The organism is Sphingopyxis sp. EG6 (genome assembly GCF_003609815.1).
GTDB lineage: Bacteria > Pseudomonadota > Alphaproteobacteria > Sphingomonadales > Sphingomonadaceae > Sphingopyxis.
The window spans coordinates 1,868,370-1,889,102 of sequence record NZ_AP017603.1; the positions used below are offsets into that span (position 1 = coordinate 1,868,370).

Sequence of the window (20,733 nt, forward strand, 5' to 3'; positions counted from 1 at the left end):
GCGAACTCGATGCGAAACGCCTATGTTTACATAATGGCCAATAAGCCGATGGGAATCCTCTATATCGGCGTCACGGACAACCTGTCCGCCAGAATTTTCCCACATCGCAACGGAACGGTTCGGCATTTTGCCGGAAGTGGCAACTGGTGCAGCTGGTTTACGCTGAATCTTTCGACCGGATCGACGAAGCGATTGCCCGCGAAAAGGCATTGAAGAAATGGAACCGCGTTTGGAAACTGCGGCTGATTTCTGAGACCAACCCTCAATGGGCCGACCTTTTCGAGACCATCAACGGCTGAGCCATGCGGCCAGCGGCCCCCGCCTCCGCGGGGGCGACAATGCAAACTAAACCCCCACCAGCGACCGCAGCTTATAATCCTTGTAATCATCCCGGATCTGACGCTTCAATATCTTCCCCGTCGCCGTATGGGGAAGCTCGTCGACGAACACCACCTCATCGGGCAGCCACCATTTCGCGACCCTGTCCTTGAGGTAATCGACGATCGCCGCCTCGTCCGTCTCGGCACCCGGCTTCTTCACGATCAGCAGGATCGGCCGCTCGTCCCACTTCGGATGATAGACGCCGACCGCCGCCGCCTCCTGCACCCCCGGCGCGCCGATCGCGGCATTTTCGAGTTCGATCGACGAAATCCATTCGCCGCCCGACTTGATCACATCCTTGGCGCGGTCGGTAATCTGCATGACCCCGTCGGGGTGGATCACCGACACGTCGCCGGTGTCGAACCAGCCGTCGGCGTCGGCGGCGTCGGCATCGGCCTTGAAATAGCGCTGGATGATCCACGGCCCACGGCATTGCAGCCGCCCGCTGCTCACCCCGTCGCGCGGCAGCTCTTCATCCTCGTCATCGACGATGCGCAGCTCGACCCCGAACGGCGGACAGCCCTGCCGCGCCACGACATCGACGCGCTCGTCGAAACTCATCTCGTCCCAGTTCCACGGGCGCTTGCCCATCGTCCCGATCGGGCTGGTTTCGGTCATCCCCCAGGCGTGGCCGACGTCGATCCCCGCCTTCATGAAGCGCTCGATCATCGCGCGCGGGCAGGCCGATCCGCCGATGATGACGCGGTGCAGCTTGCCATAATCGATGTCCGTCGCGTCCATATGCGCGAACATCGCAATCCACACCGTCGGCACCCCGGCGCTGTGCGTCACGCCCTCGCCGTGCATCAGGTCGCACAGCACCGCGGCATCGTTGGTCGCCGAAAACACCAGCTTGGCGCCCACCGTCGCCGCCGCGAACGGAATGCCCCAGCTATTGGCATGGAACATCGGGACGATCGGCAGGATCACGCTGCGGTTCGACATGTCGAACACGTCGGGCTGGATCTCGGTGATCGCGTGGATGACGTTCGAGCGATGCTCGTAGAGCACGCCCTTGGGATTGCCGGTCGTGCCGCTCGTGTAGCACAGCCCGACCGGATCGCGCTCGTCGAGATCGACCCACGCAAAGCTGCCGTCCTCGGCATCGATCAGGTCGCGGTAGGACAAATAGCCATCCTGCGCCGGCGCATCGAACAGGATAAAATGCTCGACCGTCGGCAACTGCCCGCGCAGCCGCTCGACGATCGGCAGGAACATCGCGTCGAACAGCAGCACGCGGTCCTCGGCGTGGTTGATGATATAGACCAGCTGCTCGTCGAACAGCCGCGGGTTGACCGTATGCAGCACCCCGCCCATGCCCGCGCTGCCGTACCAGCTGACCAGATGATGGCCATGGTTCATCGCCAGCGTCGCGATGCGGTCACCTTTCTTCATGCCCAGCCGGGTCATCGCCGCGGCAAAGCGCCGTGCGTCGAACCCCACCTCACCCCAGTTCGATCGCGTCATGCTGCCGTCGGCCCAGCGCGAGACGATTTCGCGCCCCGCATGTTCGCGCGCGGCATGGTCGATCAGGCTGGTGACCAGCAGCGGCTGGCTCTGCATTCCGTACATCTCGGCATTCCTCTCTTGTTTCCTCAAGGAATAAGGCGAGGACGCCGCTTTACGCAAGCGTGAACCGGGATTAGCGCATCCGGAAATCGCGCGGCGTGACCAGCGACAGTGCGGTTTCGCTGATCCCCGCGATCGTTTCGAACCGCGCGACCAGATCGGGACCAAGCGCAAAGCCGCGGCCGAGGTTGATCCGGATGTCGCCGCCCGTCGTCGGATCTTCGGTCAACACGATCACGCGCCCGCGCGCATCGTCGCGCTTTTCCAGCAACCGCGCCATCTCGGCAATCGCCTCGGGCAGCGCGACGCGGCACGTCAGCTCGAGCGCCGCGGTCGCCGCAATTTCCGCTAGTGGTTGCGCACCGCGCACCGTGACGCGCGGCGTCTCTTCGCCTTCCAGCAGGTCGAGCTCGACCGACAGGATCGCGCAGCCGCCATCGACCGCCAGCGTTTCCAGCAGCTTGCACGTCTGCTCGTCGAAACAGCTCGACTGGAACTGCCCGCTGCGGTCGGACAAGGTCAGGTTCAGGAAGCGGTTGCCGCGCTGCGACACCCGCGCCTTGGCGTTTTCGACCATGCCCGCCATCACCATCGGCAGGCGCGTACCCGGCGTCATTTCGACATTGGCGCAAATATCGCCATAGGTTCGCGCCCCGCGCGCCGCGACGATCGCCTCATATTGCTCGACGGGGTGCGACGAGAAGTAAAAGCCGAACGCCTCCTTCTCGCGCGTCATTCGTTCGGCGAGCGTCCAGGGTTCGGCGGCGGGCAGTTGCAGCACCGGCGCAACGTCGATGTCGCCGCCAAACAGCCCACCCTGCCCGGTCGATCGCTCGTGCGCCGAGCTGTTGGCGCAGGCGAGCAGGCTTTCGGCTCCGGCATAGGCGCGCGGGCGATTAGGCTCGATCCCGTCGAATGCCCCCGCCCCCGCCAGCGCCTCGATCTGGCGCCGGTTGAGCAGCTTGGGGTCGATCCGGTTCGCGAAATCGTCGAGGTTTGCAAAATCGCCGCGCGCGCGCCGCTCGGCGACCAAGGCCTCCATCGCGCGTTCGCCGACGCCCTTCAGCGCGCCGAGCGCGTACCGCACCGCCAGCCCGTCGTCGCTTTGCCCGACCGAAAAATCGGCTTCGCTGTCGTTAATCGATGGCGGTGCCACCGCGACCCCCAGCCGCCGCATGTCGTCGATGAAGATCGACAATTTATCGGTCTGGTGGCTGTCGAACGACATCGAGGCCGCAAAGAATTCGTGCGGATAATGCGCCTTCAGCCACGCCGTCTGATACGACAGCAAGGCATAAGCCGCCGCATGGCTCTTGTTGAAACCATAGCCCGCGAACTTGTCGATCAAATCGAACAGCTCGTTCGCGGCTTTGGCATCGATGCCATTATGCTCGCCGCACCCCTTGACGAAAGTGTCGCGCTGCGCGTCCATCTCCGCCTGGACCTTCTTGCCCATCGCGCGGCGCAAAAGGTCGGCGCCGCCGAGGCTGTAGCCGGCGAGGATCTGCGCCGCCTGCATCACCTGTTCCTGATAGACAAAGATGCCATAGGTTTCGGCGAGGATGCCCTCGAGCAGCGGGTGCGGATAGGCGATCGGCTCGCGCCCGTTTTTGCGCGCCCCGAACAGCGGGATATTGTCCATCGGCCCCGGGCGGTACAACGCGACGAGCGCGATGATGTCGCCGAAATTGGTCGGTTTCACCGCCGACAGCGTGCGCCGCATGCCCTCGGATTCCAGCTGGAACACCCCGACCGTCTCGCCGCGCTGGAGCAGCTCGTACACCGCGGGGTCTTCCCAGCCGAGCGTATCGAGATCGACATCGATCCCGCGCAGCGCGAGCAGCCGCCGCGCCTCTTTCAGCACCGACAGCGTTTTGAGGCCCAGAAAGTCGAACTTCACCAGCCCCGCGCTCTCGACATATTTCATGTCGAACTGGGTCACCGGCATGTCCGATCGCGGATCGCGATAGAGCGGCACCAGCTGGTCAAGTGGGCGGTCGCCGATCACCACGCCAGCAGCGTGCGTCGAGCTGTGCCGCGGCAGGCCTTCCAGCTGGCGCGCCATGTCGAACAGGCGGCGCACGCCATCGTCCTGCTTATATTCGGTCATCAGCTCGCTGACGCCGTTCAGCGCGCGTTCGAGCGTCCAGGGATCGGTCGGATGGTTGGGCACGAGCTTCGCCAGCCGGTCGACCTGCCCATAGCTCATCTGCAGCACGCGACCGGTGTCCTTGAGCACCGCGCGCGCCTTCAGCTTTCCGAAGGTGATGATCTGCGCGACGGTATCGCGGCCGTATTTTTCCTGCACATAACGAATGACTTCGCCGCGCCGCGTTTCGCAGAAATCGATGTCGAAATCGGGCATCGACACGCGTTCGGGATTGAGGAAGCGTTCGAACAGCAGGCCGAGTTTCAAGGGATCAAGATCGGTGATCGTCAGCGCCCAGGCGACGACGCTGCCCGCGCCCGACCCGCGCCCCGGCCCCACCGGAATATCCTGCGCCTTCGCCCATTTGATGAAGTCGGCAACGATCAGGAAATAGCCGGGGAACCCCATCTGGGTGATGACGTCGACCTCGAAATCGAGCCGTTCGACATAGGCCTGCCGCTCTTCATCGGTCAGATCAGGATAGAGCGCCAACCGCGCCGCGAGCCCGGCATGGGCGTCGGCCTTCAGCTGCGCCGCCTCGCCCTCGCGGTCACCCGCCAGGCTGGGCAGGATCGGCGCGCGCTTCGGCGCCATGAAGGCGCAGCGCTGCGCGATCACCAGCGTGTTGCGGATAGCCTCCGGCAAATCCGAAAACGCGTCTTCCATCGCCTCGGCAGGCTTCAGCCACGCCTCGGGGCTCGACACGCGCCGGTCTTCGCTTTCGACATAGGCCGATTGCGCAATGCACAGCATCGCGTCGTGTGCGGCGTGGAACTGCGGCTCGACAAAATTCGCCGGGTTGGTAGCCGCAATGGGCAACGCGCGCGCATAAGCGAGATCGATCAGCGCGTTTTCGGCTGCCATCTCGGTCGCATCGTTCCGCCGCGACAATTCGATGTAGAGCCGCCCGCCGAACAGCGCTTCGAGTTGCTCGACATAATCCTCGGCGGCACCTTGCTGCTCGCCCGCCAGCAAGCGCGCCAGCGCGCCTTCGCCGGCGCCGGTCAGGCAGATCAGCCCTTCGGTCTTGCCCGCCATGTCGGACAGCGTGACATGCGGTTCCTGCTCGACCGGGCGCCCAAGATGCGCCGCCGACACCAGCGCGCACAGATTGTTATAACCCGCCTCGTCCTGCGCATAGAGCGCCAGCCAGTCGATCAACGGCGCGCCATTCGCTAGCCGCTGCCCCGGCCGCGCAACGCTGAGCAGCGCGCCGACGATCGGCTGCACCCCCGCCGCCTTGCACGCCTCGCCAAACGCCATCGCGCCATAGAGCCCGTTGCGGTCGCAGATCGCGATCGCCGGAAACCCCCGCTCGCGCGCCGCCTTGGCAATTGCCTTGGGCTCGATCGCCCCTTCGAGCATTGTGTAGCTGGAAAAGACGCGCAGGGGGACAAAGGGGCTGTAGGCCATGGGGGTGACGCTATGCGGGTCGAGTGATTCTGTGAAGCGGAGAGTGACGGAAATGTGAAACCCGTCGCCCCCGCGAAGGCGGGGGCCGCCATCGGCCTTACGCCATCGCTCCAGCGGCCCCCGCCTTCGCGGGGGCGACGCATTTTACCCCAACAATGCCTCAATCTCTTTCCGCAGCTGCTCCGGCTTCGTCGTCGGCGCATGCCGCGACACCACCTTGCCGTCGCGATCGACAAGGAACTTCGTGAAATTCCACTTGATCCCGCTGCCCAGCAGCCCGGTCTGTTCCTTTTTCAGATGCTTGAAAATCGGATCGGCGCCGTCGCCATTGACCTCGATCTTCGCCATCACCGGAAAGCTGACGTCATAGGTCAGCGAACAGAAATTCTTGATCTCGTCGGCATCGCCGGGTTCCTGCGCGCCAAACTGGTTGCACGGAAAGGCCAGCACCTCGAACCCGCGATCCTTGTAATCGTGGTACAGCTCTTCCAGCCCCTCATATTGCGGGGTAAAGCCGCATTTCGACGCGGTGTTGACGATCAGCAGCACCTTGCCGCGATAGTCCGCCATCGACTGGCTCGCCCCGCCGGGCAGCGGCGCCGAAAAATCATAAAGGCTCATGGTCATTTCTCCCCCGCGTTGCGCGGTCTGTAGATAAAATCGAAACTGGTCGCCCATGTCAGGCCATGGTCGGTCGATTGCTCGCCATGCTGGCGCACCGACCCGTCCGGCTGTTTGCTGTATGTCATGCGGATCAGCCCGTCCTGTCCCTTGGCGACGACATTCACCCAATGGCCGGTCAGCACCATCTTGCCGTTTGCCGGGCCGCCGTCGAAATCGACGCGCGCGCCGCTGCTGTCGACCCATGCCTGCCGCCAGTGGCGCCGTTCGGCGTCATAATGGCTGAACGATCCGCCTCCCCCGCCCGTCCGCGGTTTCCATGTCTCGCGGATCGCGCAGCCCGCGAACATCGCCTCGATGCTGCTCGTCGCGACCTGCGTCGCGCTGCCATTGGCGAAAACGTCCCATTCTCCGACCCAGAAATCAAAGGCGCGATATTCCGCCGCTGCGCAAGCTGGCGCCGCGGGCGGCGCGGGGATCGGTGGCGGTGGCGGTAGTGGCGGCGGCGGAGCGGGCGCCGGAGGCGGCGGTGGAGGCGGGGACTGCGCCCCCGCGACCGGCAGCATCGCCGCCAGCGACAGCGCGATCAGCAGCAATGGCCTGTATTGCATCATGCTCGCCCCCCAAAGTTGCGGGCAGCTTACGCCTCGATCCGCCCGTCGTGCAAGCGCAGCACGCGATCCATCCTTGCTGCCAGCCGCTCGTTGTGCGTCGCGACCAGCGCTGCCGATCCATGATCGCGCACCAGCTTTACAAACTGGTCGAACACCCGGTCCGCCGTCGCCTCGTCGAGGTTGCCCGTCGGCTCGTCGGCGAGCACCAGCAGCGGCCGGTTCGCCAGCGCGCGCGCGACCGCGACGCGCTGCTGCTCGCCGCCCGACAGCTTGCTCGGCTTGTGATGCAGCCGCTCGCCCAGCCCCAGCCGCGCGAGCAGGTCGGCGGCGCGCTCCTCGGCCTCGGCTTGTTCCGCGCCGCGGATCAGCTGCGGCAGCACGACATTCTCGATCGCGTTGAAATCGGGCAGCAGATGGTGGAATTGATAGACGAAGCCGATCTTCTCGCGCCGCGTCTTCGTCCGCTCGCCCTGCTCATATTGCGTCACGTCGGCGCCATCGATGCGGATCGTCCCGTCGAACCCGCCTTCGAGCAGCCCGACCGCCTGCAACATCGTCGACTTGCCCGATCCGGAGGGACCGAGCAGCGCGACAATCTCGCCGCGCTTCAGATGCGCATCGACCCCGCGCAGCACGTCGATCGTCACCTCGCCCTGCGTGAAGCTGCGCTTCAGCCCGACGAGTTCCAGCGCCAAATCACTCATAACGCAGCACCTGTACCGGATCGGTATTCGCCGCCTTGAACGCCGGATAGAGCGTCGCGAGGAAGCTGAAGACGACGGCCATCAGCGCGATCCCGACAATCTCGAACGGATCGGGTTTCGACGGCAATTCGGTCAGGAAGCGGATCGACGGATCCCACAAAGGCTGGCCGGTCAGAAACTCGACCCCGCGCAGCACCCCCTGCCGGAAATAGAGCAGGCTGAACCCCAGCGCCATGCCCATCAGCGTTCCCGCGACCCCGATCGACAGGCCGATCGCCATAAAGATGCGCAGCACTGCGTCGCGCGGCGCGCCCATCGTGCGAAGTATCGCCATGTCGCGCGTCTTGGCGCGCACCAGCATGATCAGCGACGACACGATGTTGAACGCGGCAACGAGCACGATCAGCGACAGGATCACGAACATCGCCACCCGCTCGATCGACAGCGCCTCGAACAGGCTGCTGTTCATCTGGCGCCAGTCCGAAATCACCGCCTGCGCGGCAACCTTTTCCTTCAGCGGCGCGAGTATCTCGCCGACCTTGTCAGGGTCGGTCACCTTGACCTCGATCATCCCGACCTGATCGCCGGTCAGCAGCAACAACTGCGCGTCCTCCATCGGCATCACGACATACATTTTGTCGAAGTCATAAACCCCGATCTCGAACACCGCGGTCACCCGGTAACTGATCTCGCGCGGCACCGTTCCGAACGGCGTCGAGCGTCCCGCGGGATTGATGATCGTCAAATTCGATCCGACCGTCGCGCCGATATTGCGCGCCAGCTCGCTGCCGATCGCGACATTGCCCGCATTGGGCGTCAGCGAATTGAGATTGCCCTGCAACACCTTGCCTCCCAGCGTCTGGTTATTGCGAATATCGGGCACCGTCATCCCGCGCACCAAGATGCCCTCGACGCGGCCGTTAAACGTCGCCAGCAAAGGCTGTTCGATCAGCGGCGTCGCCGACACCACATCAGGCGTCGCCTTCGCCTGTTTCAGCACATCGCGCCAGTCGTCGAGCCGTCCGCCGAACCCCTGCACCACCGCATGGCCATTGAGCCCGACGATCTTGTCGAACAGGTCGGCGCGCACCCCGTTCATCACGCTCATCACGATCACCAGCGCCGCAACGCCAAGTGTGACGGCGACAAAGCTGAACGCCGCCGCGACAAAGATGAAACCCTCGCCGCGCTGCGGAAGCATATAGCGTTTGAAGATGGTGCGCTCGTACGGACGCAGGATCATGGGGCAATGGGCCTTTGCGGCGCATGGGGAATGACACGCATGCCGCGGCTTTACGGGCCATCCTCGCCGCTGGCAATGGGCGCCAACATGCGCATCTGTTGCGATCGAATCGCAGAATATGTTGCACATCGGCCACAGCGGGGGGCAAAAGCGGCGGCGAACGGCTTGCACAGGGTGACAAACCGCCCCCTTGCGCCTAGCCCGATGACTTCTGGATCAAGCGGCCCCAAGGCCCGGTTCCAGGGAGTGCAGGCCTTTCGCCGGGCCTGCAACAAAAGGGGATGGCGAGTGTTCGTCACACGCGCCCGGGTCTTGCAAAGCGAGGCCCGGGCGTTGTGATTCAGGACGCTAAATCGCCAACCAGCTACTCGCCTCCGTCCGAAAACCCGATACCGCTATCTTCGCGGCGGAATTGGCGATGGCGGCGGTCAAACAGGATATGCAGAATTGTGGCGGCGACAAAGGCACCAAATGCCGACAGCGGCACTAGACTTTTCGTCTGCCCCGAGAGGATGCAATAGACCACCACGATCCAAGCCGGACAAGCGACAAACGAGGTGATCAGCTTCAGTCACGGAGGCAGATTATTCCACCAGTCGGAGACGCCCCTACCCCTCGCTCTCGCTGATATCCTCCAGCATATCGGCATCGAGCACCCGTACCCGCCCCTGCTCCAGCGAGATCACACCCGATTCCTCCCAACTTTTCAGCTGGCGATTGATATGCTCGCGGCTCATGCCCGCAAAATTGCCGAGCTCGGTCTGGCTGAGCTCGACGCGCTGCGACGCCTCGACATCCTTGCGGATCAGGCGCTTCAGATAGCGGGCGAGCCGCGGCCCCGACGCATAGGCGCGGTCGCTTTCGATCGTCTGGTCGGCGGTGCGCAGGCGGCGCGCCAGCTGTTGCATCAGCGACCAGGTGAATTCGGGATGGCTCGCGGCGAAATCCTTGAGCGCGTTGCGGCCGAGCTGGAGCGCGCTCCCCGCGCTCGTCGCGGTCACCGATGCGGTGCGTTCGCCGCCATCGAGCAGCGCGATCTCGCCCAGCACCGCACCGGGTTCGGCATAGGCCAGCACGATCTCGCGCCCGCCCCCGGTCAGCATCGACACGCGCGCCGTCCCTTGCGTCAGGATCAGCATCATGTCGCCGGGGTCGCCCTGGACCAGCAGCTCCTTGCCCTTGACGAAATTGATCTGGACCGCGCGGCTGGTGATTTCGGCCCAGTCTTCGGCCGAAAGGCCGGAAAAAATGCTGTCGGGGCTTTGCAACTCGGCGAGTTTCGCGTGATCCATAGCCCCTGACACCCCTTTTGCGTTGTTCTAGACCAGCCGGCTCTGCTTCACCGCCGCTTCGATAAAGCCCGCAAACAAGGGATGCGGGTCGAACGGCTTCGATTTGAGCTCCGGATGGAACTGCACCCCGATAAACCACGGATGGTCGGGACGCTCAACGATTTCCGGCAACATGCCGTCGGGCGACATGCCCGAAAACACCAGCCCGCCCTTTTCCAGTCGCTCGCGATACGCGCCGTTGACCTCATAGCGGTGACGGTGGCGCTCGCTGATCTCGTTCGCGCCATAGACGCTCGCGACATGGCTGTTCGGCGACAATTTCGCATCATAAGCGCCCAGCCGCATCGTCCCGCCGAGGTCGGTGTCGGCGCCGCGCTTTTGCAGGCCTTCGGCGCTCATCCATTCGGTGATCATGCCGACCACCGGCTCGTCGGTCTTGCCGAATTCGGTGCTCGACGCGTCCGCAATCCCGCTGGTGTTGCGCGCCGCCTCGATGCACGCCATCTGCATCCCCAGACAGATGCCGAAGAACGGCACCCCGCGCTCGCGCGCAAAACGCACGCTCGAAATCTTGCCCTCGGACCCGCGCTCGCCGAACCCGCCGGGCACCAATATGCCGTGCAGCGGCTCCAGGTTGGCCGCCAGATCCTCGTCGCGCTCGAACATTTCGGCATCGAGCCAGCGAATATTGACCTTCACCCGGTGTGCCATGCCGCCATGGACCAGCGCTTCATTGAGCGATTTATAGGCATCAGGCAGCGACACATATTTGCCGACGACCCCGATCGTGACTTCGCCCTCGGGGTGCTGCTTGCGGTCCATGATGTCGTACCAGCGCGACAGGTCGGGCGCGGGCGCGTCGTGGATGCCGAAATGCCGCAGCACTTCATTGTCCAGCCCTTCGCCATGATATTGCACCGGCACCGCATAGATGCTGTCGGCGTCGAGCGCCGGGATCACCGCCTCTTTGCGCACATTGCAGAATTGCGCGATCTTGGCGCGCTCGCCCTCGGGCAGCGGGCGTTCACAGCGGCAGAGCAGGATTTCGGGCTGAACGCCCAGCGAGGCGAGTTCGCGCACGCTGTGCTGCGTCGGCTTGGTCTTCAGCTCGCCCGCAGCGGCGATGTACGGCACCAAAGTGACATGCACCGATAGCGTCTTGTCGCGCCCCTCTTCGTTGCGCAGCTGGCGGATCGCTTCGATGAACGGCAGCGATTCGATGTCGCCCACCGTGCCGCCGATTTCGCACAAAACAAAATCCAGGTCGTCGAGCTCGGCGCGCGCAAACGCCTTGATCGCGTCGGTCACATGCGGGACGACCTGCACCGTCGCGCCGAGGTAATCGCCGCGGCGTTCCTTGGTGATAATCTGCTGATAGATGCGGCCCGAGGTGATATTGTCGCTCTGCCGCGCCGCAACCCCGGTAAACCGCTCATAGTGACCAAGGTCGAGGTCGGTTTCCGCCCCGTCGTCGGTCACGTAGACCTCGCCATGCTGGTATGGCGACATCGTCCCCGGATCGACGTTCAGATAGGGATCGAATTTCCGGATACGAACGCGATAGCCGCGCGCTTGCAGCAAAGCGGCGAGGCTAGCCGCCATCAAACCTTTGCCAAGCGAGGAGACCACGCCGCCGGTGATAAAAATGAACCGCGCCATGGGAGGAAAGACTTACTCAACGGGAGGGGGACGGCGCAAGCCGTCGAATCGCTTGCCGCGGAATTTATTTCCGCAGCGCGGGCTGCTGTATCGACCGGGGTCGAGGATTATTTCTTGGCGGGCGCCTCAGCCGGAGCCGGAGCGGCTTCCTGCGTCGCAGCCGCCGCTGCCGCGGCCAGCGGATCGTCGCTCGCCGGAGCGGGCGCGGCCGTGGCCGGGGCCGCCTGCACGGGCTGCGCCGGACCGGTCAGCGACGAGGTCGGCGCTGCGCCGCTCGTCTGCGCCGATTTCGACAGCGAGGTGTCGATCGTCGAGCCGGTACGCCCGACCGATGCCATCGCGGCCAGCACGATCGACAGACCGACAAACAGGCAGGCCAGGATCGTCGTCGCGCGGGTCATGAAATCCGCCGCGCCGCGCGCCGACAGCATCCCGCCGGGACTGCCGCCGACACCCAGGCCGCCACCTTCGGACTTCTGCATCAGAATGACGCCGATCATCGCCGCGGCAACAAGCGCCTGCAGGACGAGAATGAAGGTGAAAAGGCTGGACATCATATTTTCCTGAACTTGCACGCCCTCAAACGGACGCGCCCGCGGCGCACATAGAGACGAAGCGGCTGGGCTTCAAGCATCTTGGCTTCAAGCATATCGTCGCTCGCAACGATCCTCCCTGTCGCGTAGCGATGGGGAGGTGGCAGCGCGAAGCGCTGACGGAGGGGCCGTTGCGCAGAGGTCGCGGCCCCACCACCACTCATCTGCGATGCGCGGTCCCCCTCCCCATGGCTGCGCCACAGGGAGGATCACGCTAATCACCCCAACGCCGCAGCAGCCACAACAATCGGCACAAATTTCGCCGCCGTCAGGCTGGCGCCACCAACCAGCGCCCCGTCGACATCGCCCGCGTCCAGCAGCTCAGCAGCATTGTCGCCATTCACCGACCCCCCGTACAGCAATCGCATATCTTCCGCCTTGCCGCCAAAGCGCGCCGCCAGCGCGCCGCGGATCGCCCCGTGCATCGCCGCGACATCGGCGACCGTCGGCACCAGCCCGGTGCCGATCGCCCAGATCGGCTCGTAAGCGATCGCCAACCGGGCGGCATCGAAATCATCGGGCACCGATCCGGCGATCTGCGCCAGCACATAATCGATCGCCCCGCCCGATTCGCGCACCTCGCGCGGTTCGCCGACGCACAGGATCACCGACAGCCCAGCCGCCAGCGCGGCCTCGGCCTTCGCGCGCACATCGGCGTCGCTTTCACCGCATCCTTCGCGCCGTTCGCTATGCCCGACGATCACCAGCCTCGCCCCGGCGTCGGCCAGCATCGGTGCCGCGACGGATCCGGTAAAGGCACCCGATGCCGCGCTATGGCAGTCCTGCCCGCCCACCGCCGCCCCCGGCACCGCGGCAGCCATCGCGCCGACCAGTGTGAACGGCGGACACAGCGCGACATCGACTCCGGCATGATCGCCCGCCGCAGCGAAAATCGCCTGCGCTTCGGCCAGCGCCGCCGTCGTGCCGTTCATTTTCCAGTTGCCGACCACATATTTGCGCCGTGCCATTGCCGCGTCTCTCCCGCTGTTCGAACGAAGTCGATGCCCTAGCGGCGGGTGGGGGCGATAGGCAAGCGGTGTCGCGGCGCCGCGAAAAGCCCCTTTCGCGCCTTGATGCGGTGCCGCCACCTCTCTAAAGCATCGCCCAGCCGCGCATCCCCGCGCCCCGCCGAAAGAATAGCTGCCCCATGATTACCGCCATCCGCCGTATGTTTTCCTCGACGCTCGGCAAGATCCTCGCGCTGGGCTTCGTCGCCTTTATCGGCGTGGCCTTTGCGCTGAGCGACGTGACCGGAAACTCGACCTTTGGCGGGATCGGCGGTGCCAATGTCGCCAAGGTGGGCAGCGAACAAATCGGCGTCGGCGAGCTGCGCGATCGCGTCCGCCTCGCCTATAACCAGGCGCGTCAGGATCAGCCCGGGATGACGATGGCGGCATTCGTCGAATCGGGCGGGCTCGACCAGGTGCTCAACCAGATGGTCGAGGGCATGGCATTCGACCAGTTCGCGACCGACATGGGCTTTGGCGTCAGCAAGCGACTGATCGACGGGCGCATCGCCGATATCCCCGCCTTTGCCGGTGTGTCGGGCAGCTTTGACCAGACCGCGTTCGAAACCTTTCTGCGCCAGAATGGCATGACCGAGGCGCAGCTGCGCCGCGACCTGCGCCAGCAATTGCTGATCGAACAGATTGCCGCCCCGATTGCCGGCATGCCGCGCCTCGCGCCCGGCATGGCGCAGCCCTATGCCGCGCTGCTCCTCGAACAGCGCCGCGGCCAGGCGACCTTCATTCCGGCCAGCGCCTTTGCGCCGACCGCCGACCCCGGCGACGCCGCGCTCAAGACGCATCTCACGCAGAACGCCGCGAAATTCACCGTGCCCGAACGCCGCGTCATCCAATATGCGGTGTTCGACGCCGCCGCCGTGCCGGTTCCGGCGGTCACCGACGCCGAAATCGCCAAGGTCTATAAGGACAATGCCGCGCAATATGCCGCCAGCGAAACGCGCCGCTTTGCACAGGTGATCGCGCCGGATCAGGCAACCGCCAACGCGCTGGCCGCCAAGGTGCGCGGCGGCACGTCGCTCGCCGCTGCGGCGCAGGCCGCTGGGCTGTCGGCCTCGACCACCGGCGACCTCACCCAGTCGGCCTATGCCGCGACCAGCACCGCCGCGGCGGCAAAGACGGCCTTCGCCGCCAAGCAGGGCGACCTGATCGGCCCGGTCCAGACCGGGCTTGGCTGGAATGTCGCGCGCGTCGAGAACGTCACCGCGCGTCCGGCGCGCAGCCTTGCCGACGCCAGCGCCGACATCCGCACCGAACTGGCCAAGAACAAGGCGAACGAGGCGATCGTCGATTATTACAACGCGATCCAGGACGCGGTGAACAGCGGCGCGTCGATCGAAGAAATCGCCGCCGACCGCAAGCTGACCCTTGCGACCACCCCGGCGCTGCTCCCCAGCGGCCGCGTCCCCGGCCAGCCCGGCTACACCCTGCCCCCCGAACTCGCCCCGCTAGTCAGCCAGGCGTTCCAGGGCGGCTCGGAAGGCGAGGGCCAGCTTGCCACGCTCGTCGAGAACCAGAAATTTGCCGTCTATGCGGTGAAATCGATCGTCGCCGCCGCCCCGCCGCCCTTCGCCCAGATCCGCGCCGACCTGCTCGCCGACTGGCGTTTTGCGCAAGGGCAAGAGGTCGCCCGCGACAAGGCCCGCGCGATCGTCAAGGCGGTCGAGGGGGGCCAGACGCTCGCCGCCGCGGTCGCCGCCGCCGGACCGAATATCGGCAGCGTTCAGACGATCGGCGGACGCCGGGGCGAACTCGGCCAAAACGGCCAGCCCGTGCCGCCCGAACTCGCACTGCTGTTCTCGATGGCGAAAAACAGCGTCAAGACGCTCGAAATCCCCGGCAACCGCGGCTGGATGGTGATCGCGCTCGCCAATGTGCAGCGTCCCGATCCCAAATCGATCGAGCCCGCGCGCGTCGCCGCGATCGCCCAGCCGCTTGCCCCCGCCTTCGGTAACGAGCTGATCGAACAGCTCGCCGCCGAAGCCAAGCGCCGCGTCGGGGTGACGATCAACAAGGAACTGGTCGAACAGCTGCGCCAGGAACTCACCGGCACCGCGCCGGTCGTCGAATAGCCGACCGGTGGCGCTGGAGGGCAAAGCCGCGGCGCTCGAAGCCCTGGCGGGCGGCCGCGGCGCGGTCGTCTGGCAGCGGCTGATCGCCGATATCGAAACCCCGGTTTCGGCGGCGCTCAAGCTGATCGAGCCGGGACGCGGCGACTGGGTGCTCGAATCGGTCGAAAGCGGCGAAACGCGCGGGCGTTACAGCCTGGTCGGACTCGACCCCGACCTGATGTTCGAAGTCATCGGCGACAGCGCGCGGATCAACCGCGACTGGCGCCACGACCGCGAGGCGTTCCAGCCCCTCGCCACCCCGGCATTGCAGGCACTCCGCGATCTCGTCGCCGAATGCCGCTTCGACGTGCCCGAAGGCTTGCCCAAGGCGCTCGCAACGCTCGTCGGCTTTTTCGCCTATGAAACGATCGGCCTCGTCGAACGCATCCCGCGTGCGCCGGGCGCCGGGCTCGCCCTGCCCGACATGGTGTTCGTGCGCCCGACGACGATCCTCGTCTTCGACCGGCTTGCCGACGAACTGTTCCTGATCGCGCCGATCTGGCCCGATGCGGGCGGCGCGCTCGACCGGATGATCGAGACCGCACAGGACCGGCTCGACAGCGTCGCCGCGCGCCTGTCGACCGCCAACGTATCCGCCGACCGCGCCATCACCGACGCGCTCCCCGCCGACATCGCCGCCACCCCCGCAACCCCGCCCGCGCAATTCGCCGCGATGGTCGCCACGGCCAAGGACTATATCGCCGCGGGAGACATCTTCCAGGTCGTGCTGTCGCAGCGCTTTTCGACCCCCTTCGACCTGCCGCCCTTCGACCTCTACCGCGCGCTTCGCCGCATCAACCCGTCGCCCTTCCTCTATTTCCTTGACCTCCCCGGCTTCGCGCTGATCGGTTCGTCGCCCGAAATCCTGGTCCGCGTGCGCGACGGCGAGATCACGATCCGCCCGATCGCGGGTACCCGCCCGCGCGGGCGGACCAGCGCCGAGGATGTCGAGAACCGCGACAGCCTGCTCGCCGACCCCAAGGAACGCGCCGAACATCTGATGCTCCTCGACCTTGGCCGCAACGACGTCGGCCGCGCCGCGATTGGCGGTTCGGTCACGGTCACCGACAGCTACACCGTCGAATATTACAGCCACGTCATGCACATCGTCTCGAACGTCATCGGCCGCATCGCGCCCGACAAGGACGCGATCGACGCGCTGTTCGCGGGCTTCCCCGCGGGCACGGTCAGCGGCGCCCCCAAGGTCCGCGCCTGCCAGATCATCGCCGAGCTCGAGGCCGACGCGCGCGGGCCTTATGCCGGCGGCGTCGGCTATTTCGCCCCCGACGGCAATATGGACAGCTGCATCGTCCTGCGCACTGCGATCGTCAAGGATGGCGAAATGCATGTGCAGGCCGGCGCCGGCATCGTCGCCGACAGCGACCCCGCCTATGAACAGCGCGAGTGCGAGGCGAAAGCGGGCGCCCTTTTCGCCGCAGCACGCGAAGCGGTGCGGCTAGCGGGGACGCCGGGATATGGGCAATAGCTTGACCTGAACGGGGCGTCGGCTAGCGTCCCGCCATGCACAAAATCCTCGCCCCGCTCGCCCTGCTGCTCGCCAGCGTTCCCGCCCACGCCCAAACGCCCGCGGGCGCCGTCGAAGGCGACGCCATCCTCAAGGATTTCGCCTTCGCCACCGGCGAAAAACTGCCCGAACTCAAGCTGCACTACACCACGCTCGGCACCCCGCAGCGCGACAAAAAGGGCCATGTCACCAACGCCGTCATGATCCTCCACGGCACCGGCGGCACCGGCAAGCAATTCTTCCAGCCGCAATTTGCCAGCGAGCTGTTCGGCCCCGGCCAGCTGCTCGACACCGCAAAATATTATATCATCCTGCCCGACAATATCGGCCATGGCGGCTCGTCGAAGCCCAGCGACGGGATGCGGATGGGGTTTCCGAAATATGACTATGACGACATGGTCAGCGCGCAGCACCGCATGCTCACCGAAAAACTCGGCGTCCACAAACTCAAGCTGATCCTCGGCACCTCGATGGGCTGCATGCACGCCTTCATCTGGGGTACCACCCGCCCTGGCTTTGCCGAAAAGCTCGCCCCCTTCGCCTGCCTGCCGGTCGAGATCGCGGGACAGAACCGCATGTGGCGCACGCTGTCGATCGATGCGATCAAGGCCGATCCGCTGTGGCAGGGCGGCAACTACCCCACCCCGCCCGCCGCCGGTCTGCGCACCGCCGCCTCGCTCAGCATGATTGCGGGCGCCAACCCCTATGCGCTGCAGGCGCAATATCCGACGCGCGAAGCCGCGGAGAAATACAAGGACGAAGCCTTCGCCCGGATCTATGGCCGCAACGACGCGAATGACACCATTTATCAGCTCGATAGCTCGCGCACCTACAACCCCTGGCCGAACCTTGAAAAGATCAACGTCCCGACCCTGTGGATCAACAGCGCCGACGATTTTATCAACCCGCCCGCCTATGGCATCACCGAAAAGGCGGCGGCGCGGATGAAAACGACGAAGTTCATCCTGATCCCCGCCAGCCCCGAAACCAAGGGCCACAGCACCCACACTTGGGCCAAATTCTGGAAAGACGATCTCGCGAAACTGATGGCGGAATAGCCCTCCCCTCCCTGCAAGGGAGGGGAGAAAGACTATCTTCCCCCCCACCCGCAAAATCGTTACGGCCCACCCCATGATCCTCGTCATCGACAATTACGACAGCTTCACCTTCAACCTCGTTCATTATCTGATCGAGCTGGGCGTCGACGTGCGCGTCGAACGCAACGACGCGCTGACCGCAGCCGAAGCCCTCGCAACCGGCGCCGAGGCGATCCTGATTTCGCCCGGCCCGTGCACCCCCAATGAAGCCGGGATCAGCCTCGACCTCGTCGCCGCCTGCGCCGACGCGCGCCGCCCGCTGCTCGGCGTCTGCCTCGGCCATCAGGCGATTGGCCAGCATTTCGGCGGCACCGTCCAGCGCGGCCATTTGATGCACGGCAAGACCTCACCCGTCTGCCACGACGGCAGCGGGCTTTACGCGGGCCTGCCCTCGCCGTTTCAGGCGACGCGCTACCACAGCCTCGAAGTCGTCGACATTCCCGCCAGCCTGATCATCAACGCGACCAGCGACGACGGCGCCGTCATGGGCTTCCGCCACGTCGAGCTGCCGATCCACGGGGTGCAATTCCACCCCGAAAGCATCGCCACCGAACATGGCCACGCGATGCTCGCCAATTTCATGGGGCTGGCCGGGTTGCCGGTGCGCGAACGGCAAGCCGCATGAGCCGCTTCGGCCCGCTGCCCGATCCCGCGCATCTGCTGGATCATGACGAGGCCGCGCAGGCCTTCGCCGACATCCTCGACGCGCGCACGACCGAGGACGAAATCGCCGAATTCCTCACCGCGCTGTCCGATCGCGGCGAGACGATGGTCGAAATCGCCGCGGCGGCGCAGGCACTACGCGACCGGCTGATCCCGATCGACGCCCCGGCGGGCGCAATCGACGTCTGCGGCACCGGCGGCGACGGGCATCACACACTGAATGTTTCGACCGCCGTCGCCATCGTTGTCGCAGCCTGCGAAGTCCCTGTCGCAAAGCACGGAAATCGTGCCGCTTCATCGAAATCAGGTGCCGCCGACACGCTCGAGGTTCTCGGCCTCGACATGGAACGCGCTGGACGCCTCGCCGAAGCGACGCTCGCCGATCTCGGCATCTGCTTCCTGTTCGCCGCCAACCACCACCCGGCGATGAAGCGGATCCAGCCGATCCGCACCCGGCTCGCCCGCCGCACCATCTTCAACCTGATGGGGCCGCTCGCCAACCCCGCGCGCGTCACGCGCCAGCTCATCGGCATCGCGCGCCCCGCCTATGTCCCCGTCTATGCCGAGGCCTTGCACCGGCTCGGTACCGACCATTCGCGCGTCGTCTCAGGCGACGAAGGCATCGACGAACTCTCGCTCGCGGGCGGCAACGAGGTTGCGGTGGTCAATGCCGAGGGCGTGTTCATGCAGCGCAGCCACGCCAGCGACGCGGGCCTCCCCACCCACCCCATTTCGGCGATCCGCGGCGGTGACGCCGCCGACAATGCCAAAGCCTTGCGCGAACTGCTGCAAGGCGCCCCCGGCGCGTACCGCGATGCAGTGCTCTACAACGCCGCCGAAGCGCTCGTCATCGCGGGTGCGGTCGAAACGCTGACCAATGGCGTCGAGGAAGCCGCCGAAGCGATCGACAAGGGGCTCGCGAACGCGCTGCTCAATTGCTGGATCGCCTATAAATGAGCATCCCCGACGACCATCACCGTAGCCCTGAGCCTGTCGAAGGGCGCTTCTCGGTGAGACGCCCTTCGACAGGCTCAGGGCTACGGAAAAATTTGCGAATCTACCGATGAACAAACTCACCCAGATCCTCGCCACCAAGGCCGATGAAGTCGCCCAGCGCCGCGCGCTACGCTCGCTCGCCGACCTCGACGCCATCGACGCAGGCCCGGTACGCGGCTTCCACGCCGCCTTGCAGGCAAAGATCGACGCAGGCGACTTCGCCCTCATCGCCGAGATCAAGAAAGCATCGCCCTCCAAGGGACTGATCCGGAACGATTTCAACCCCGCCGACCACGCCCGCGCCTATGCCGCAGGCGGCGCCGCCTGCCTCTCGGTCCTCACCGACGCGCCCTATTTTCAGGGTCATGAAGACTATCTCGTCGCCGCGCGCGCCGCCTGCCCGCTCCCCGCGCTACGCAAGGATTTCATGATCGACCCCTGGCAGGTCGCCGAAGCGCGCGCGATCGGCGCCGACGCGATCCTGATCATCGTCACCGCGCTCGACGACGGCGCGATGCAGGAGATCGAGGCGGCCGCATTTGAGCGCAAAATGGACGTGCTCGTGGAAGTCCATGACGAAGCCGAATTGGGTCGCGCGCTGAACATACTTCAATCGCGCCTAATCGGCGTCAACAACCGCGACCTCAGAACCTTCGAAACCGACCTCGCCGTCACTGAACGCCTCGCAAAGCTTGTTCCCGCGGGCACGCTGCTCGTCGGCGAAAGCGGCATCGCCACCCACGCCGACTGCCAGCGCCTCGCGGCGAGCGGCGTCAAAACCTTCCTCGTCGGCGAAAGCCTGATGCGCCAAGATGACGTCACGGCGGCAACGAGGGCGTTGCTCGAGGACTGAAGCGCATTTCAAGGTGGGGAGTTGCTACAAGCTCCTCTCCCCTTGTGGGAGAGGATAGCGCAGCTTGCTCCGTCAGGAGCTAGCGAAGCTTGGTGAGGGGGCGGACGCCAGCACGCGCAAACCCCCTCTCAACTGCGGCTAGGCAGCAAAGCTGCCAAGCCTTCGTATCTCTCCCACAAGGGGAGAGAGGAAATGACGTACGTCCGAAACCGGTCGTTTGCGGCCATT

18 protein-coding genes are annotated in these 20,733 nt (G+C 65.3%); 8 read left to right on the forward strand and 10 right to left on the reverse strand.

Annotated features, from left to right (window positions below):
- Positions 1 to 48 precede the first annotated feature (48 nt).
- The gene (locus tag SPYCW_RS19525) at positions 49 to 213 is read left to right on the forward strand and encodes a hypothetical protein (RefSeq protein ID WP_443029467.1); all 165 of its coding nucleotides are present in this window, start codon (positions 49 to 51) and stop codon (positions 211 to 213) included.
- Positions 147 to 299, forward strand: a complete 153-nt coding sequence (locus tag SPYCW_RS19530; RefSeq protein ID WP_443029473.1) for a hypothetical protein — start codon at positions 147 to 149, stop codon at positions 297 to 299. Before SPYCW_RS19525 ends, SPYCW_RS19530 begins: the two co-directional genes overlap by 67 nt.
- A gap of 46 nt (positions 300 to 345) precedes the next feature.
- Here the strand turns inward: SPYCW_RS19530 and SPYCW_RS09185 are convergent, their stop codons facing one another.
- The 10 genes from SPYCW_RS09185 to tpiA all read right to left on the reverse strand — a co-directional run bounded on the left by SPYCW_RS09185 (position 346) and on the right by tpiA (position 13,206).
- Positions 346 to 1,944 carry a long-chain fatty acid--CoA ligase gene (locus SPYCW_RS09185; protein ID WP_120216535.1) on the reverse strand — a complete coding sequence of 533 codons (1,599 nt, stop codon included), beginning with the start codon at positions 1,942 to 1,944 and terminating at the stop codon, positions 346 to 348.
- A gap of 79 nt (positions 1,945 to 2,023) precedes the next feature.
- Positions 2,024 to 5,512, reverse strand: a complete 3,489-nt coding sequence (gene dnaE, locus SPYCW_RS09190; protein WP_120216536.1) for a DNA polymerase III subunit alpha — start codon at positions 5,510 to 5,512, stop codon at positions 2,024 to 2,026.
- 144 nt (positions 5,513 to 5,656) lie between these two features.
- On the reverse strand, positions 5,657 to 6,133 hold the full coding sequence (locus tag SPYCW_RS09195; protein ID WP_120218212.1) for a glutathione peroxidase: 477 nt from the start codon (positions 6,131 to 6,133) through the stop codon (positions 5,657 to 5,659).
- A 2-nt stretch (positions 6,134 to 6,135) separates the two neighbouring features.
- Positions 6,136 to 6,747, reverse strand: a complete 612-nt coding sequence (locus SPYCW_RS09200; RefSeq protein WP_232014900.1) for a hypothetical protein — start codon at positions 6,745 to 6,747, stop codon at positions 6,136 to 6,138.
- A 26-nt stretch (positions 6,748 to 6,773) separates the two neighbouring features.
- Positions 6,774 to 7,451, reverse strand: coding sequence for an ABC transporter ATP-binding protein (locus SPYCW_RS09205; RefSeq protein WP_120216537.1), 678 nt, complete (start codon positions 7,449 to 7,451; stop codon positions 6,774 to 6,776).
- Positions 7,444 to 8,694, reverse strand: coding sequence for a lipoprotein-releasing ABC transporter permease subunit (locus SPYCW_RS09210; RefSeq protein WP_120216538.1), 1,251 nt, complete (start codon positions 8,692 to 8,694; stop codon positions 7,444 to 7,446). The genes SPYCW_RS09205 and SPYCW_RS09210 overlap by 8 nt, the downstream gene beginning before the upstream one ends.
- Positions 8,695 to 9,302: 608 nt before the next feature.
- Positions 9,303 to 9,986 (reverse strand): Crp/Fnr family transcriptional regulator, encoded by a 684-nt coding sequence (locus tag SPYCW_RS09215; protein WP_120216539.1) that lies wholly within the window; start codon positions 9,984 to 9,986, stop codon positions 9,303 to 9,305.
- Between the two features lie 27 nt (positions 9,987 to 10,013).
- The gene (locus SPYCW_RS09220) at positions 10,014 to 11,645 is read right to left on the reverse strand and encodes a CTP synthase (protein WP_120216540.1); all 1,632 of its coding nucleotides are present in this window, start codon (positions 11,643 to 11,645) and stop codon (positions 10,014 to 10,016) included.
- A gap of 107 nt (positions 11,646 to 11,752) precedes the next feature.
- Positions 11,753 to 12,202, reverse strand: coding sequence for a preprotein translocase subunit SecG (gene secG / locus SPYCW_RS09225; RefSeq protein ID WP_120216541.1), 450 nt, complete (start codon positions 12,200 to 12,202; stop codon positions 11,753 to 11,755).
- Between the two features lie 254 nt (positions 12,203 to 12,456).
- Positions 12,457 to 13,206: a triose-phosphate isomerase gene (gene tpiA, locus SPYCW_RS09230; RefSeq protein ID WP_120216542.1), complete on the reverse strand. Its 750-nt coding sequence runs from the start codon at positions 13,204 to 13,206 to the stop codon at positions 12,457 to 12,459.
- Positions 13,207 to 13,385: 179 nt separating this feature from the next.
- On the opposite strand from tpiA, the gene SPYCW_RS09235 reads away from it, so the two are divergent.
- The 6 genes from SPYCW_RS09235 (at position 13,386) to trpC (ending at position 20,505) form a co-directional block, all read left to right on the forward strand.
- Positions 13,386 to 15,332, forward strand: coding sequence for a peptidylprolyl isomerase (locus tag SPYCW_RS09235; RefSeq protein WP_120216543.1), 1,947 nt, complete (start codon positions 13,386 to 13,388; stop codon positions 15,330 to 15,332).
- A 7-nt stretch (positions 15,333 to 15,339) separates the two neighbouring features.
- A complete protein-coding gene (locus SPYCW_RS09240; RefSeq protein WP_120216544.1) occupies positions 15,340 to 16,857 on the forward strand; it encodes an anthranilate synthase component I family protein in 1,518 nt (505 codons plus the stop codon).
- Between the two features lie 35 nt (positions 16,858 to 16,892).
- Positions 16,893 to 17,954, forward strand: coding sequence for an alpha/beta fold hydrolase (locus SPYCW_RS09245; RefSeq protein WP_120216545.1), 1,062 nt, complete (start codon positions 16,893 to 16,895; stop codon positions 17,952 to 17,954).
- A gap of 73 nt (positions 17,955 to 18,027) precedes the next feature.
- The gene (locus SPYCW_RS09250; protein ID WP_120216546.1) at positions 18,028 to 18,618 is read left to right on the forward strand and encodes an anthranilate synthase component II; all 591 of its coding nucleotides are present in this window, start codon (positions 18,028 to 18,030) and stop codon (positions 18,616 to 18,618) included.
- Entirely contained in the window at positions 18,615 to 19,613 is a 999-nt protein-coding gene (gene trpD, locus SPYCW_RS09255; RefSeq protein ID WP_120216547.1) for an anthranilate phosphoribosyltransferase, read from the forward strand. Before SPYCW_RS09250 ends, trpD begins: the two co-directional genes overlap by 4 nt.
- A gap of 106 nt (positions 19,614 to 19,719) precedes the next feature.
- Entirely contained in the window at positions 19,720 to 20,505 is a 786-nt protein-coding gene (gene trpC, locus SPYCW_RS09260; protein ID WP_120216548.1) for an indole-3-glycerol phosphate synthase TrpC, read from the forward strand.
- Positions 20,506 to 20,733 lie beyond the last annotated feature (228 nt).